The sequence below is a fragment of the Paenibacillus physcomitrellae genome (genome assembly GCF_002240225.1).
Taxonomy (GTDB): Bacteria; Bacillota; Bacilli; order Paenibacillales; family Paenibacillaceae; genus Fontibacillus; species Fontibacillus physcomitrellae.
Genome location: NZ_CP022584.1, coordinates 3,505,737 through 3,521,567, shown reverse-complemented (window position 1 = coordinate 3,521,567; position 15,831 = coordinate 3,505,737). Strand labels below are relative to the sequence as shown.

The window sequence follows — 15,831 nt, the reverse complement described above, 5'->3', positions numbered from 1 at the left end:
ATTTCATATATGGAACGTTCTTTATTTCAACATAGACCCGCAGGAGCGGAAGGTCAAGTGCCTTCGGCTCCTCTTGCTTCAACTGAAACCAGCCGCAGGCTGGTCAGCGATGCCGAGCCTGATGCCTGGTACTTCCGCAGACTTGAACAAAGCGGCATCCTGCTGAACACGGCGCAGATTCGCGCGGTCCGCCACGGCGAAGGTCCCGCATTGACACTGGCCGGAGCCGGTTCGGGCAAAACGTCGGTACTGGTCTGCAGGACCGGCTATTTGATCGGCGTTCGGCGCGTCGCTCCTTCCGCCATTCTGCTCCTGACCTTCTCCAGCAAAGCCGCTTCGGAGATGCGCGAACGGATTGCCGGATTGCCCGGACTGTCCGCTCATCATATCAAGGCCTTGTCTGCCAGAACCTTTCACGCTTTCTTCCTTCGGTTTTTGTACAGCCGCGGAGCCGCTTCCGCTCTGCTGACGGATACAACCCGGCAGCATATTATGCTGAAGCAGATCATGCGCGAGCTGAACCTGCCTCAGGATGCCTACGAACCAGAGACGCTGCTGGCGCTGCTGTCCTCGGCCAAAATGAATCTGGTCCAGGTGAATGACCTGCCGGAGAACAGCGAAACGGACCGGGAGCTGAAGCAGATTTTCCTCCGGTATGAAGCCGCGAAAGCCCGGCAGCAGGTGATGGACTTCGATGACGTGCTGACCCGCTCCTATGACCTGCTCAAACAAGATCCGGGCAGTCTTCGCTGGCTGCGCGAGCGGTTCCGCTACATTATGGTGGACGAATTCCAGGATACGAACCTGCTGCAGTATGAACTGGTCCGCATGATGGCCGCACCTGCCAACAACCTGATGGCCGTCGGCGACGACGACCAGACGATCTATTCTTTCAACGGAGCGCGCAGCGAGTTCATCCTGCAATTCGACAAACAATATCCGCGGGCCGTGGTCATTACGCTCGACATTAATTACCGCTCCTGCCCGAATATTGTCGGTCTCGGCAATGACATCATCCGTCACAATGTGCAGCGGCGGGTCAAAACGCTGAAGGCCGCGCGGAAGAGCAAGGGGCTCAAACCGCTGTATTTAAGGCCATACACAACGGATAAAGAGGCCGAATTCCTGCTGAACCGGATCGAACACGAGGTGGTCACAGGGAAAAGAAGCTACGGCGATTATGCGATCCTATACCGGGCCGCCAGCAACAACCGGGCCATGCTGGAGCAGCTGGTGCTCCGCGGCATTCCGTATATCGATTATGGAGATGGGCAGCTGCTCTACCAGCAGCGTGTCGTGAGACCGGTGCTGGATTATCTCCGTCTTGCGCTGAACCGCCGGGATTTCCAGGCGATCGAGAGCATTTTGCCAACCCTCTATATTAACCGGAATCTCGGGATGGCTCACATTACCGAACAAGAGAAGCTCCGAGCCAAGAAAGGGCCGATGATCCATTTGCGCACCCTGCCCGGACTGAAGGAGTTCCAGATTGAAAAAATCAACGGCCGAATCGAGCTGATCCGCTCCCTTCGCCGCTTGACCCCTGTGGAAGCCATCCGGCAGATTCGCGCGGGCTTCTATAACAGCTATCTGGAAACCGACGAACGCCAGGAGGCGACCCAGCACCGTGAAATGCTGAAAGAGCTGCTGGACGAGCTCGAAACCTCGGCTGAACGCTTTAACGGGATTGGAGAGTTTCTGACTTTTGTGGATGAGGTAGTCGCTAAGAATGAGGAAGGACGAACGCGGAAGCTCGAAGACCAGGGAAACCGGGTCGCCCTGATGACCATTCACCGCTCCAAAGGGCTGGAGTTCCCCGTCGTTTATCTGATCGGGGCCTCCGAAGGCAGTCTGCCCCATGCCTCGGCGCTGGATGCCGATCGGATGAAGGATATTCATCCGAAGCTGACCGCCGGACAGAAAAGTGAAGCGGCGCTGGAAGAAGAGCGCCGCCTCGCTTACGTCGCCGTTACCCGGGCCAAGGAGGAGCTGGTTATCAGCTCCCCCGCGCGCTACCGGAGCAAGAAGGCGGACGTGTCGCGCTTTCTGCTCGCCGCGTTTGGCGCAGCCTCCGCGGCGGAGCAGGCCGGAACCGTGACCCGCAGCGGGGCACGGCCGGCCATTGGCCCTGGGGCCGGCACAGCCGCCCCGGGCCGGATCGCCCGCGCCAGCTCGCCTGCGGCTGGCGCACGGGCGGGCGCAGCGTTCCCGGGCTACCGCGGGAACGCTGCGCGTGAAATCGCCGCCGCGGGCAGCCCGGGCGGCGGCACGGCCGGCGCGCCGGGCACAAACGGCGCGCGCGGCATGTCCGCTGCCGGCGGTGCTGCGGCAGCGGCTTCAGCCACGCCGGCACGCGGACGCGTCGTGCCGGCGTGGCTGTGCACGGCCCAGGGCTGCGCAGCCTGGGTCCGGATCGTCAGCGAGCGCGAGGCGAAGCTGACGGAAAGAGTTTGCCCGCTGTGCGGTTCGCCGATGGCAAAAGGAACGCGGAATGTTCCGCGTTAACCTCCGGAAGCCATCTGCCGGGCGGACAAGCCGCGGCCAGCGGAGCCAGCGGGCCTTAATCGGCTAAGCCGCAGCACATAGCAGGGCGGCTGCAGCTTGGCTGAGCGTCCCTCTTTCTCCACTAAGCAAGTTTCTACGGGTCAAGTTTCTACTTGGTCGATTTATCATTATTCGAGTTAACATTAGTTGATTTACCATTAGCCGAGTTTCCATCGGTCGGATTTCCATTGATCAAGTTTCACCGGTCGAGCGGCATATGGAGAAGCCGATCCAGACATACTTCACCCCAAAGAAACTGGGCAGAAGCCGGGCTTCCTTTGGGGTAATTTTTTTATCCGCCTGTCCCCTCCACACTTTCTCTTAATTTCAATCTCCTTAATTCCAAAATTAATTCCACGCTTAATCCCAAACCCCATATTTTCGAACTCCTCAATTCCGCCCCAATAATTCCCGCCTACTTTGTCTTTCTCTTCCTCCCCTCATCGTTATTCCCCCCCTCCGCTCCCACTATATTTCACTAAAGCATTCCCGTTTTAACATTAGAACCCGGCACAGAACTGTGCTATTATAGAACTATGGTAGATTAACTTACATATATTGCGATTTGAGAGAGGGGACGTTTGTTTATGGCAAAAATGCTGACGCGTGCAGAGGTTCCGGTCGAAGCGACCTGGAATCTGGATGATCTGTTTGATTCGCAGCAAGGGTTCGAGGCGGCACTTAAAGAGGCTTTGGATAAAGCCGCGCATTTAACCCGTTTCAAGGGGCGCCTGCATGAAGGCCCAAGCGTGCTGCTGGACTGCCTGAAGGAACAGGATGCCCTGCAGCAGCTGGTGATGCGGGCAGCCAGTTATGCCCGGCTGCATCAGTCCGAAGACGGAACCAATCCGGCAAATCTGGCCAACTCCTCCAAATCGGGAGATGCCGTGTCCCAGATCCGGTCTTCGCTGACCTTTATCGACTCCGAGCTGCTGGAGCTGGAAGACGGCAAAATTGAGGCTTATCTGTCCGCAGAACCCGGCCTGGCTGTATATGAACGCAGCCTGAAGCTGCTCGTTGAAAGCAAGCCGTACCGCCTGAGTCCGGAAACGGAAAGCGTGCTTGCTTCCCTCAGCGAGGTGCTGGAATCCCCTTACCGCATTTACCTGCGCGGCAAATTGTCTGACATGACGTTTGACGATATCGGCGAAGGGGAAGACAAGCTGCCGAACTCTTTCCGCTTATATGAGAATAAATACGAAATGTCGCCGGATACCCGGCTGCGCCGCGAGGCTTACGCTTCCTTCTCCAAATCGCTTCACGGCTCGCGCCATACATTTGCGGAGGCTTATGCCACAGAAGTGAAGAAGCAGGTTACCCTCTCCCGCCTGCGCGGTTACAGCTCGGTCACGGAAATGCTGCTCCAACCCCAGCAGGTGATGCTGGACATGTACAACAATATCCACGATACGCTGCTGACGGAGCTGGCTCCGCACATGCGCCGCCTTGCCGCTCTTAAGAAGAAGGAGCTTGGTCTCGATAAAATGCTCTTCTGCGACCTGAAAGCTCCGCTTGATCCGGATTACAATCCTTCCGTGACCTACGAAGAAGCCTGTTCGATCATCCAGGAAGCTCTTGCTGTGCTTGGACCTGAATACGGGGAAATCGTCAAATCCGCCTTCACCGAGCGTTGGGTTGATTATGCCGATAACGTTGGCAAGTCAACCGGAGCCTTCTGCTCTTCCATTTACGGCGTTCATTCCTATATCCTGATCACCTGGGCCGACAATATGCGGGGCGCCTTTACGCTCGCCCATGAGGTCGGTCATGCCGGGCATTTAATGCTGGCAGCGAGAAACCAGGCTTTGGTGAACTACCGCCCATCCATGTACTTCATTGAAGCGCCGTCCACGATGAACGAGCTGCTGCTCGCCGATCATCTGATGGCCAAATCGCAAGACAAACGGATGCGCCGCTGGATCATCTCCCAGCTGCTAAATACGTATTATCACAACTATGTGACGCACCTGCTGGAAGCCGAGCTCCAGCGCCGCGTTTATCGTCATGCCGAAGCCGGTGAACCGATTACGGCTGATGTCCTTTCCCGGTTTAAGGAAGACATCCTCGCCGAGTTCTGGGGAGATGAGCTGGAGCTGGACGAAGGCGCCAAGCTGACCTGGATGCGTCAGCCGCATTATTATATGGGGCTTTACCCTTATACTTACGCGGCCGGACTTACGGCATCAACTGCTGCCGCGCAATTGGTCCGCGAAGAAGGGCAGCCAGCGGTAGATCGCTGGCTGGAGGTGCTCAAAGCCGGCGGCAGCCGGACACCGCTTGAACTGATGGCGATGGCCGGTGTCGACATGACCAGCAAAGAGCCGATCTCCAAAGCGGCCGCTTATGTCGGTTCGCTTGTAGCCGAGCTTGAGGCGCTGTACGAGACGCCTGTCGCCCAATAATCCATATTGAATTCATGTCCTTCCTATTTAAAAGACACGAATAAAAAAAGCTTGCCCGGACGGCTCTTACAGCCAGTCCGGGCAAGCTTTTTCCACTTATAATAACCTCTTGTCTCACCATTGGACTGCAGGCAGCAGATCGATCTATTCCTCGCCAACTTGGGCCTGCTCCTGTTCCCCGCTGGCTTCAAGCTCCGGCTCGTCTTCAACTACACGTTCACAAGGAATCGTAAAATAGAAGGTCGATCCTTCGCCTTGGACACTGTCCACGCCGATCGTCCCGCCCATCAGCTCGACCAGCTTTTTGCTGATCGCAAGTCCCAGTCCTGTTCCGCCGTACTTCCGGTTCAGGTTCGGATGCAGCTGTGAGAAGGACATAAAGAGCTGGTCCCGTCTTTCATAGGGAATGCCGATGCCCGTATCCTCAACCTTGAAAGTCAGAGCTGTCCGCTGGTCATCCGCAGCTAGCTCGGCTTCAAGCGTCAAAGTCACGCCGCCATAATCGGTAAATTTAACCGCGTTGCTGATCAGATTGACGAGCACCTGCCTGATCCGCATCGCATCGCCGATCACAATGGATGGAATCTGTTCAGGGTTCAGCAGCAGCCCCTTAAGCTCAATTCCCTTCTCCTTGGCCCTTGGCGTGAACAGCTCAATGACTCCGCCGAGCAGGGCCTGCAGATGGATAGGTTCACTGTTTAGCGTCATTTTTCCCGTTTCGATTTTGCTGAAATCCAGAATTTCATTCAGAATGTGCAGCAGGGCCTGACTGCTCTCCTTCAGAATCCCCGTGAACTCGTGTTGTTCTTCATCCAGCTCTGTCGTTTGAAGAAGATCTATCATCCCGATTATTCCATTCATCGGCGTCCGCAGCTCATGGCTCATCATGGCCAGAAACTCCGATTTAGCCTGATCGGCCCGTTCCGCCGACTCCTTCGCAAGGATAATCTCCTTCTCATCCGTAACGTCCCGAAAGACGACAACTGCACCTTTGCGTTCCCCTTTGTCCCAGATCGGCGTGACCTGATAATCGGCAAAGAAGCTGGTCTCATCCCGCTTCCAGAACACGGCATCCTTCTTGGAATAGTGCAGGCCGACCTTGACCGCCTTAAGAATCGGAGAATCCTTGGAGGTATGGTAACCGCCGTCCTGACGGGTTTCGCGGATCACCCGCGAACAAGGGATGCCGATCATCGAGAGCGGATCAAACCCAAGCAAGCCTGCTCCGGCCGGATTGGCGAATATCACTCTGCCCTCGTTATCGAGCCCGACAATCCCCTCCGACACGGTATTCAGCAGCAGCCTGTGCTCCCGGCTTAATCGTTCAATCTGCTCGATATACCGGGTTCGATCTGTAATATCGTTGGTGATCCCGTATACGCCGACGACTTCATCATCCACGAAGATCGGGACGTTGACCGTATGAATTTCGATGGGATGCCCGTTTTTATGAATAAGGGTTAAGTCATAGCTTTGAGGTTTGCCTTCCCGGGCCAGATTAAAATGATAAAGCGTCCGCTCCAGATCCTTCTCAGCGACAAGAGGTCCAAAATACATCCCTATCAGCTCTTCCTGCGAATATCCGGTCAATCTCTCCAGATTGGAGTTAGCGGTTATATAATCACCCTCGAGGTTCATGGAATAAACGGCAGCAGGATTATATTCAAACAAGGAACGGTACCGCTGCTCGTTTTCCTTCAGCTTAAATTCCATGATTTTGCGTTCTGTGATATCCCGCGCGGTGGAGATGATTTCAACGGGTTCGCCTCTGTCGTTCTGCAGGAATTTGCTGCTCGACTCAAACCAGACATGACGTCCGTTCTTATGGATGAAACGGTAGGTAAGCGGCGGCAGCAGACCGATGCCTTTTGTGTGGAGACATTCCTCTAAATAGCTGCGAACCATCTCTACATCTTCCGGATGCAGGTAGTCATACAGCGGGGTTCCTTGAAGCTCCTCTGGCATGTAACCGATCAAATTATAACAAGCCGGAGAGCAGTATAAATAAACTGCATCCTCTACCCTGCACTGCGAGATGAAATCGAGGGTATTCTCCGTAATGAGCCGGTATTTCCGTTCTTTCTCCAGCAGCTGCTGCTCCATCGCCACCCGTTCCGAAATATCCTGCACCATGCCGATGATCTCGCAGGGTCTTCCTTCGTCGGTGAAGGAGACCTCCCACCGGTCGCGGATGGTACGAATTTCGCCGCCAGGCAGCTTGATCCGGAAAGTAATCCCTTCGCTACTGCCTTGAGACGCGCGTGTCAAAGCCAGATTAAGCCTCTCCTTGTCTTCCTCCACAACAAGCCGCAGCAGCGAATCGTGATCTTTCTCCTTCGGAAACATCCGGTTGGCAAACATCTTCCGCATCTCTTCGCTGTAGGTAAGCTCCCCGCTGATTAAATCCCATCTCCAGGAGCCTACCTGGGCGATCTTCTGGGCTTTCGCCAGCGTCTCACCCGAATTTGCCCGGTCCGTTACATTTCGTCCGATGGCCAGAATTTTGCGAACTTGTCCGACAGGGTCTTTTATCACCTGAAAAGAGGTCTCAAACCAAAGATAATGCCCGTCTTTATGGCGGATTCTTCTTGTAAAAGCATTCTTCTCCGAATAGAGCTTGCCGGGCAGAGCCATCTCTTTGGCATCCTGGGGATGGTAGAAAGCGCTGCGCAGCTGTCCGACCATTTCCGAGGCCTCGTATCCGAGCAGTCTTTTCGCAGAAGGAGAAATATATTGAATAATGCCGTCAGGCGAACTGATGGAGATGAGGTCTTGTCCATTTTTGGTGATCAGCCTAAACAGCTCTTCGCTTTCTATATCTTTATCCGTAGCTTTGGGTAATTTCGTGACATCTTCCGCACAGCAGATCAACCGGACTCCCTGATCAGCAGAAGTTCCCTCCAGCAGCGACCAGCTCAGCCTGCGCAAAACTCTGATCCGCGATTTGAGCTTAAATTCGATCTGCTGTACAAATCCGGTCAGCGGGTTCTTCCGAACCTCTTCATAGACGTTCATCAAATTCAGAGAAGCCATGCCTTCAAGTTCACGGAACGATACTCCAGAAAGCTCATGGCTGCCGCAGCCGAAGAGCCTTCCAAACGCTTTGTTGCTCGTCAGCAGCACCCCTTCTGCGGGCAGCACAACTGCCATCCCAATCGGCGCATTTCTGAATAGTTGTTCCCACTGCCCGTTCTCTGGCCTCTTGTTCATCGCGATGCCCTCCTTGAAGCTGCTCTCCTGTTTTCTAGATCATATTCGTTTGGCGACAGAGCCGCAAGGCCCGATCCAGCCTGCAAAGCTCCTCTTACTACAGATTATAAAATCTGTTTCCATTTAGAAATAACCTTTAGGACTATTACTGGCCATTTTGGCAAAAAAACCGCCCTAAAAGGGCGGCAAGATAAAAAAGGATATGCGATTCGGGCTCAGTCTAATGGATTGAGGCTCCTTGAGGGGCTGCTGTTCAGGGCTTCGGCAGCTCGGTCAAAGCTTTGAAGGTATATCCCTGTTTGCGGGTATCATCAATGATCCGCGCAAGGGCCGCAGCATTGTCCTTGGAGACGGAGTGCAGGAGAAGCACCTCGCCCGGATGGAGCTGGGACATGACCTTTTGATAAGCGTATTCGGCGCCGTGCTGATCGTTGACGTCCCAGTCTTTATAAGCTGCCGACCAGAAAATGCTGCGATAACCGGCAGCGTTCGACGCCTTAAGCGCACGGTCACTGAAAATGCCGCGGGGCGGGCGGACGAACTCCATCTTCTCTACGCCCGTCAGCTCAGCGACAGCCTTCCGCACACGCTCCAGCTCCGTCTTGATCTGGCCGTCCGAAATAGCGGACATATCCGGATGGCTCCAGGAATGGTTGCCGATCAGATGGCCTTCAGCGACCATTCGCTTGACCAGCTCCGGCTGGTCTTTCACATAGTGGCCCGTCACAAAGAAGATCGCCGGAACCTGTTTGGCCTTGAGCGTATCCAGAATCGGCTTGGTATAGCCGTTCTCGTAGCCGTTATCGAAGGTCAGGTAAATTTCCTTCTGCCGGGTATCTCCCAGAAATACAGCATGATTCCGGTCAATAATATCTTTGAAGCCTTCTTCATTAATCGAAGGAAGCTGTCCGTTCTGACTGCGTTTAAATCCGAAGTTAAAGGACCGGTCCCACGACTGTGCCGCCGCATCCTTGACTTCCGTACCGATTAAACCGATGCTGACCAGCAGTGCGGTTACAGCAAGCGTCCAGCGTTTCATCATCGTATCCCCTTTCGCCATAGATAGTCAGATTATAATCTCTGCCTGACCGGACGAAATTATGCATCACATACTTGAATCTCCCTTCTCCTGCTGGAGTCCCCTACGGGCCAGACGAATCCATTCGCGGGCTGCAAACGACATATACCGGTCTTTCTTCCAGATGATACCCAGCTTCCAAGGAATGATCGGGTCAACAAGCGGCACAATAACGACCCGTTCCGGATCCATTTCCCTGCAGATTGTTTCGGGCAGCAGGGCGATGCCCAGTCCCGCTGCCACCATTTCACTGATTAAATCCCATTGCGAGCTTTCATAAATGATTTTCGGCTGGAAGCCTGCCCCCTGACAGGCTTTGATGATCCGGTCATGCAGCGCAAAGTCCTCCCGGAATATAATAAAGAACTCGTCCTGAAGCTCCTGGAGTCCCACTTCCCCGCTCTCCGCAAGCCGGTGCAAGGGGGGCACGATCAAATTCAGCTTCTCCTCCACAAACGGGAAGATTTCGAATATATCCTCTGACACAGTCGGGAGGACCACTACCCCCAGATCAAGCGAACCCTCCTGAACGTCTATCTCAACCTTCTTCGCCCCATCTTCAAACAGCCGGATGGTAATCTCCGGATACCGCTCGTGAAACTGGCCCATCACCTTAGGGAAAAAGCTGGAGCCTACCATCGGCGGCAGGCCGATCCGAATGTGCCCCCGCTTCAGATTGCGCAGGTCGTCCAGCTCGCCGGACAGATTCTGAAAGGAGTTCAGAATCTCCTGCGCCCGGTCGACAATGATCCGCCCCGCATCCGTCAGTTCGATGCTGCGTCCTTGTCTGGCAAACAGCACGATCCCCAGCTCCTCTTCCATCATCCGGATCGTCTTGCTGATTGTAGGCTGAGTAATAAACAAGGCCTCCGCTGCTTTAGTAAAGCTGTGGAGCCTGGCTACCTCGACCAGGTATTGAAGCTGCCTAATATCCACCTTACCGACCTCACTTCCATAACCAAAAGGAATGTTAAGTATTCTATATATGAATTTTACCTATGAAAGATACTGATGTAAAATTTCTGTAAATGAAACTAATCCATGACATCGAAATGAAAGGTGTAGAATCCGTTATGACCAAGACGAAGACCTTATTGATCGGGATTGTTCAGGTTGCCGTTTTGTTTCTGATCTCCATGGCGATGAACAAAGTGACGGAACTGCTCCATCTTAAAATACCTGGCAGTATTCTCGGCATTATCGTTGTATTTATCCTGCTTCAAACCAAAGTGATTAAGCTTGCGTGGATTGAACGCGGCGCGAACTGGCTGCTGGCCGAGCTGCTGCTCTTTTTTATCCCTTCCGCCGTCGGTATTATGCAGTATATCCCCATGCTGGAGAATGACGGACTGCAAATTCTGCTGGTCGTGATCTTCAGTACGGTCATTGTCATGCTCAGTTCAGGCATCGTCGCTTCCCGAATTACGAAACGAAAGGAGAACAAATCCGCATGATTATCGGACTGATTTGCTTGCTGTTTACGCTCACCGTTTACTGGGTATGTAAAAAGGTTTACAAAAGCAAACCGCGGGTTTATTTCTCTCCGCTGCTGGTCACTCCTATCATACTGGTAGGCGTCCTGCTTTTGTCGAAAATTCCATATCCCACCTACAATCAGGGCGGCAAGCTGCTGACAGACCTTCTTCAGCCGGCTACGATTGCCTTCGCGGTCCCTTTGTATAAATATTTCCATGTGCTCAAGAAGCATGCGGTCGAGATTGTAGTCAGTGTTCTTTGCGGCTCTATAGCGGCTGTTATCTCCTCGGCTTTTCTTGCAAAATGGATGCATTTGGACGCTTCGCTGATCCACAGCCTCGTGCCGCGCTCTGTGACTACACCTATCGCGATGAATGTTTCCCAGGTTATCGGCGGTGTTCCTAACATGACAGCTGTCTTTGTTATCATCACCGGTATTCTCGGCACGATGATTGGTCCGGTGATTCTAAAGCTGTTCAAGATCGAAAGCGAAGTGGCCAGAGGGGTTCTGCTAGGAACCAGCGCGCACGGTACAGGCACTTCCAAAGCTTTCGAGATCAGTTCGCTGACCGGCACAATTTCCAGCATCTCGATGATTCTGGCCGGATTGATTACTTTAGGCATTGCTCCGGTTTTCATCCTGCTTGTCCTTCATTAAAGGCGGATGAGCTACCTGAAGATCGGTTTTCCGTTATGTTTCTCATAACCACTTTTTCCGTTATGACCGCCTATGAACAGGCGGTTTTTTTTATTCGATTTGAAGAGTTGTCCTGTTTAAGATAAACTTCTAGGGAGGCTAATATAAGAAATTTTTAATAATTTTGTAAGGCATTAGTCAGGTATTCTATCGTATTTCTTCAGGTTTCTTGCTGAAAATGGAGTTGGCTCTTTGGTCTTCTCTTGGAACAGAACTCAGAAAGTGGGGTTTGATTGTGCTTTTCAACTCGTATGAATTTATTTTTGTTTTTATGCCGGTCACGGTGCTGGTCTATTTCCTGCTCAACCGGTTCAAGCTTATCTTCCTCAGTAAGCTGTGGCTCGCGCTGAGCTCCTTATTCTTCTACTGCTGGTGGGATGTCCGGTACCTGCCGCTGCTGCTCGGTTCCATTGCTTTCAACTATGTGATGGGACGAACGATCGGCAATCTGGGAGAGCCCGGTAATAAAACCCGGAAAACGGTATTATTTGGTGCGATTACAGTGAACGTCCTGCTTCTAGGTTACTATAAATATGCGGATTTCTTCCTGACGAATGCTAACGCGCTCCTGAATCAGAACATACCGCTCCTGCATATCGTCCTGCCTCTGGGTATCAGCTTCTTTACCTTTACCCAGATCGCTTATTTGGTTGACGCGTACCGCGGTACGGCTAAAGAATACAATATCGTCAGTTACGTCCTGTTCGTTACGTTCTACCCGCATTTGATCGCGGGTCCGATTCTGCATCACAAAGAGATGATGCCTCAGTTCGACCGTCTGAAAGGGAAAAAGTTTAATTACAGCAACGTGGCCAAAGGTCTGTTCCTGTTCTCAATTGGTTTGTTTAAAAAGGTCGTCATCGCCGACTCCTTCTCACCGATTGCTGCCAACGGGTTCGATACGCTGACCCAGCTGAACTTCGTCCAGGCCTGGACGACTTCGCTGGCTTATACCGTTCAGCTTTACTACGATTTCAGCGGTTATTCGGATATGGCTATCGGCATTGCGCTACTGTTCAACATCAAGCTGCCGGTTAACTTTAATTCACCTTATAAGTCCGTCAGTATCCAGGATTTCTGGCGCCGCTGGCATATGACCCTGAGCCGCTTCCTCCGAGATTACATCTACATTCCGCTTGGCGGCAGCCGTAAAGGGGTAACGCGTACCCATATCAACTCCATGCTGACCATGCTGATTGGCGGTTTGTGGCACGGGGCCGGCTGGACCTTCATCTTCTGGGGATTCCTGCACGGCTTGGCCCAATTCATCCACCGGATCTGGCAGAAGACGGGCATTCGGATGCCGAAATGGCTGGCGTGGTTCATTACGTTCCAGTTCATTAACTTCGCCTGGGTGTTCTTCCGCGCCACAAGCTGGGATGACGCCATCAAGGTGTTGAAAGGGATGATCGGTCTGAACGGGATCGGCCTTTCCACGGTCGACAAGACCACCGTCGTATGGCTCGCTGTATTCATTCTGGTTGCGCTGCTGTTCCGCAACTCGATGCAGCTGCTTGAGCGGTTTAAGCCGGGCTGGTTCAGCGCCGCTTTCGCCGCGGCTCTGTTCGTGTTCGCGGTCGTTTATTTCAATAAAATCAGCGAGTTTCTTTATTTCAGCTTCTAAACTCCGGTTTGATCCGGTATGTAAGGAGATTTCAAAGTGAGATACAAACAATCGAGACACAAACTATTTTTGATTCAATTACTGGGATTCGTCCTTTTATTTGCTCTCTTGGTAGGTTCCTTTGTAGTGATCGTGGATCCGCTGCAATTCTACCGGAAAGCCTCCTTCTACACCCCGACGTACTCCTGGCAGGAACGTTATCAGAATCCGGGGCTCGCCCGGAATTATAAATACGATACGATCGTGCTCGGCAGCTCGATGACGGAGAATTTCCTGCCCTCTGAAGTCGGCGAGAAGCTCGGTGGTTCCGTGCTCAAGCTGTCCATCGAAGGCTCTACCGCAAGAGAGCAGAATCTGACTGCCAAGATTGCATTTGATACCGGACAGGTTAAACAGGTGCTGTGGGGACTGGATTATTTTGCGTTCCGGGGCAACCACGTCAGCGACCAGGGGGATTTCCCTTATTATTTGTATGACAATAATCTGCTGAATGATTATAAGTATATTTTCAACGAATCCAATATTACGAGCTCCTACGAGGCGTTAAGGGACTCCAAAGCGCGTGCGGCTACGCACCCTTCGCTGGAGAAACTGAACAATTGGGACCGGACCGTGAAATACGGCCGTGACATTGTCATCAAGAACTGGGAGTTTGCCCGGTTTAACGAATCGTCTTACGGCAATAATGAAGATCCGCTGGAATCGGTAAAACAAAGCTTCAACGACAACGTGCTGCAGCTGGTCAAGGAGCATCCGGAGACGACCTTTTATTTCTATTACCCGCCTTACTCTATCTTAAGGCAGCAGGTCTGGTACACTACCAACCCGCAGCGTTATGAGAACCAGCTCGAAATGAAGCGTTATATGTACGAACAGCTCAGTCAATTTGACAACGTCAGCTTATATGAATTCCAGACGGATAAGGCGATTACGTACACACTCGACAATTACAAAGATATTTCCCACCACTCGGGCGCGATCAACTCTCTGATTGTTGACGAGATTGCGAAGGGCACCCATCAAGTGACCGCGGATAATCTGGAGCAGGAAATCCACAACCTGAAACGCCAGGCTGAAAATGTCGTGGTCAATAAGGATGACGGAACCGTCTACTCGCTGGATCTGAAGATTAACGGTGAGGAGCAGAGCTTCGGGTTTATCCCCCCTTCTTCAGGAGATACGCTGATGGCCCCTTTGAAAAAGTTCGCCGAACTGCTCGGTGCAAGCTTCGATTATGATCAGGCCAGCCAGACCCTGACGCTGAAGCAGGGCGAAGATACAGCCGTCCTCACTAAAGGATCGGACGAAGCCCAAGTGAACGGCCAAACGGTCAAGCTGGCCGCGCCTGTCGATCTGCTCGCCGGCACCATGGCCGCGCCGCTGGAGTCCGTTCCGGCATTGTTTGGCGGGAAGGCCGAAATCGGGGAGATAAACGATTATATGCGCAGCGTGGAAATCTCGATGCCCGAATAAGAAAATAAAGAAGATAAAGAGAGAAATCAAGTGTCAGCTCAAAAACCCGCAGAGAAACCCTCTGCGGGTTTGTTGTCTTTTGCACAGTCCGGCGCTTGACGCTTCCGGGTGCTCGGCCGGGTTCACAGCCAGATTAGTCTTTGCGGCGCATAGCCCGGAGGGCATCGCGGTAAGCTTCGTCCGCGCTTTTGCTTTTAGCCCCCTCAGCGCGGGCGCTTCCTGCGTCCTGGCTGCCGCTGCCTTCTTCGGCTGCAAATCTTCTCAGCGCATCGCGATACTGCGCGTCCAGGCTGCCCTGTCGGGCCGCCTTTAGATCCGCGGCTGCCGACGTTACAGGCGGATCATCGACCTCTATGGCTCCTACAGCGGCGGCATTATCCAGCGAAGCCGGATCAAAGGAGTCAGGGTTGACACCGGGTTCGGCCGGAACAACTGCCTCCGGTTCCAGGAGCGCCTCCTCAGCCGGGGAATCGGAGGCGTCTGCTCCGCCTGCGGTTTCATGTCTACTGCTGCTGAGATCTTCCTCCGCCCCCCCGCTGTTCCTTCTGGCGTTCCGTACATTAAAGAAAATGAGAAATAAAATGCCCAGGATAACCAGGATGATGAACCCGTAAATCATGTTCTATCTCCCTCCCTGCAGTCTACCCCGCAGCAAGGTCCCGGCCAGCTCAGCCACTCGAGCCCCCAGCGCCCGGCCCAGGCTTAAATCCTGCTCGCTTGGTTCGCTGGGCGGACCTTCGACATTCTCTTCCACCGGACAGGTAATACCGACTCCGTAATAGGAGCCATAGAGCGCATTTTCACGGATGGTCCCCGGCAGCCCTGTAATGATCATCCCCTGGTGTAGCATAGGCACAATCAGGTTCAGCAGCGTGGATTCCAGGCCGCCATGTACGGTAGCTGTCGTGCAGAACACCGCACCGACCTTGTCCACCAGTCCACCGGTGGCCCATAAGTAACCCAGTTTGTCGATCCATTCTTTTAACCCGTCGCTGATCGTGCCAAAGTGTCCGGGACATCCCCAAATAATGGCATCCTGATCGGCAAGATCATGGACGGAAGCTTCATTTACATGATGAAGCGCTACCGCTGCCCCCGCTTCCTTCGCACCTTGCGCAATGGATTTGGCGAGCATTTCGGTATGGCCGCTGTCGCTGTCATACACTACATATACGTTCATCAGTGTCTCCCCTTGTTCTCCAAGATAGTTTAGATAGTTTATCATCCTTCATGTTTTCATTATTGATGTCCAAACCGCCCGTAAATATTAATGCCATTTCAAGCGGATAACCGGAACTGATTTCGGAGAAACTCTCCACAACCACTC

General features: G+C 53.1%; 11 protein-coding genes. 6 read left to right on the top strand and 5 right to left on the bottom strand.

Translation table 11 applies throughout. The features are described 5' to 3' along the window. The first annotated feature begins 9 nt into the window (after positions 1 to 9). Positions 10 to 2,505 carry a UvrD-helicase domain-containing protein gene (locus tag CBE73_RS15840; RefSeq protein ID WP_094095040.1) on the top strand — a complete coding sequence of 832 codons (2,496 nt, stop codon included), beginning with the start codon at positions 10 to 12 and terminating at the stop codon, positions 2,503 to 2,505. Positions 2,506 to 3,131: 626 nt separating this feature from the next. Continuing rightward, a complete protein-coding gene (gene pepF / locus CBE73_RS15835) occupies positions 3,132 to 4,946 on the top strand; it encodes an oligoendopeptidase F (RefSeq protein WP_094095039.1) in 1,815 nt (604 codons plus the stop codon). Positions 4,947 to 5,090: 144 nt separating this feature from the next. On the opposite strand, the gene CBE73_RS15830 is transcribed toward pepF, so the two are convergent. From CBE73_RS15830 to cidR, 3 genes are all read right to left on the bottom strand, one after another. Continuing rightward, a complete protein-coding gene (locus tag CBE73_RS15830) occupies positions 5,091 to 8,156 on the bottom strand; it encodes a PAS domain-containing protein (RefSeq protein WP_094095038.1) in 3,066 nt (1,021 codons plus the stop codon). 253 nt (positions 8,157 to 8,409) lie between these two features. Further along, positions 8,410 to 9,195 carry a delta-lactam-biosynthetic de-N-acetylase gene (gene pdaA / locus CBE73_RS15825; RefSeq protein WP_373286353.1) on the bottom strand — a complete coding sequence of 262 codons (786 nt, stop codon included), beginning with the start codon at positions 9,193 to 9,195 and terminating at the stop codon, positions 8,410 to 8,412. 66 nt (positions 9,196 to 9,261) lie between these two features. Beyond that, positions 9,262 to 10,170 carry a cidABC operon transcriptional activator CidR gene (cidR, locus tag CBE73_RS15820; RefSeq protein ID WP_094095036.1) on the bottom strand — a complete coding sequence of 303 codons (909 nt, stop codon included), beginning with the start codon at positions 10,168 to 10,170 and terminating at the stop codon, positions 9,262 to 9,264. Positions 10,171 to 10,307: 137 nt separating this feature from the next. Here cidR and CBE73_RS15815 point away from each other — a divergent pair, with 137 nt between their 5' ends. From CBE73_RS15815 to CBE73_RS15800, 4 genes are all read left to right on the top strand, one after another. Continuing rightward, positions 10,308 to 10,688: a CidA/LrgA family protein gene (locus CBE73_RS15815; protein WP_094095035.1), complete on the top strand. Its 381-nt coding sequence runs from the start codon at positions 10,308 to 10,310 to the stop codon at positions 10,686 to 10,688. Further along, complete coding sequence (locus CBE73_RS15810; RefSeq protein WP_094095034.1) at positions 10,685 to 11,368, top strand: CidB/LrgB family autolysis modulator; 684 nt, start codon at positions 10,685 to 10,687, stop codon at positions 11,366 to 11,368. Before CBE73_RS15815 ends, CBE73_RS15810 begins: the two co-directional genes overlap by 4 nt. Before the next feature lie 274 nt (positions 11,369 to 11,642). Further along, complete coding sequence (locus CBE73_RS15805; protein WP_094096351.1) at positions 11,643 to 13,031, top strand: MBOAT family O-acyltransferase; 1,389 nt, start codon at positions 11,643 to 11,645, stop codon at positions 13,029 to 13,031. Positions 13,032 to 13,067: 36 nt separating this feature from the next. Then, positions 13,068 to 14,504, top strand: a complete 1,437-nt coding sequence (locus CBE73_RS15800; protein WP_094095033.1) for a copper amine oxidase N-terminal domain-containing protein — start codon at positions 13,068 to 13,070, stop codon at positions 14,502 to 14,504. A gap of 133 nt (positions 14,505 to 14,637) precedes the next feature. Here the strand turns inward: CBE73_RS15800 and CBE73_RS15795 are convergent, their stop codons facing one another. Further along, positions 14,638 to 15,123: a hypothetical protein gene (locus CBE73_RS15795; RefSeq protein ID WP_094095032.1), complete on the bottom strand. Its 486-nt coding sequence runs from the start codon at positions 15,121 to 15,123 to the stop codon at positions 14,638 to 14,640. Positions 15,124 to 15,126: 3 nt separating this feature from the next. Continuing rightward, a complete protein-coding gene (locus CBE73_RS15790; protein WP_094095031.1) occupies positions 15,127 to 15,684 on the bottom strand; it encodes an NAD(P)H-dependent oxidoreductase in 558 nt (185 codons plus the stop codon). Positions 15,685 to 15,831 lie beyond the last annotated feature (147 nt).

Coding starts and splice junctions, on each gene's coding strand:
- CBE73_RS15840 (WP_094095040.1), top strand. CDS start 10: ATGGAACGTTCTTTATTTCAACATAGACCCGCAGGAGCGGAAGGTCAA.
- pepF (WP_094095039.1), top strand. CDS start 3,132: ATGGCAAAAATGCTGACGCGTGCAGAGGTTCCGGTCGAAGCGACCTGG.
- CBE73_RS15830 (WP_094095038.1), bottom strand. CDS start 8,156: ATGAACAAGAGGCCAGAGAACGGGCAGTGGGAACAACTATTCAGAAAT.
- pdaA (WP_373286353.1), bottom strand. CDS start 9,195: ATGAAACGCTGGACGCTTGCTGTAACCGCACTGCTGGTCAGCATCGGT.
- CBE73_RS15815 (WP_094095035.1), top strand. CDS start 10,308: ATGACCAAGACGAAGACCTTATTGATCGGGATTGTTCAGGTTGCCGTT.
- CBE73_RS15810 (WP_094095034.1), top strand. CDS start 10,685: ATGATTATCGGACTGATTTGCTTGCTGTTTACGCTCACCGTTTACTGG.
- CBE73_RS15795 (WP_094095032.1), bottom strand. CDS start 15,123: ATGATTTACGGGTTCATCATCCTGGTTATCCTGGGCATTTTATTTCTC.
- CBE73_RS15790 (WP_094095031.1), bottom strand. CDS start 15,684: ATGAACGTATATGTAGTGTATGACAGCGACAGCGGCCATACCGAAATG.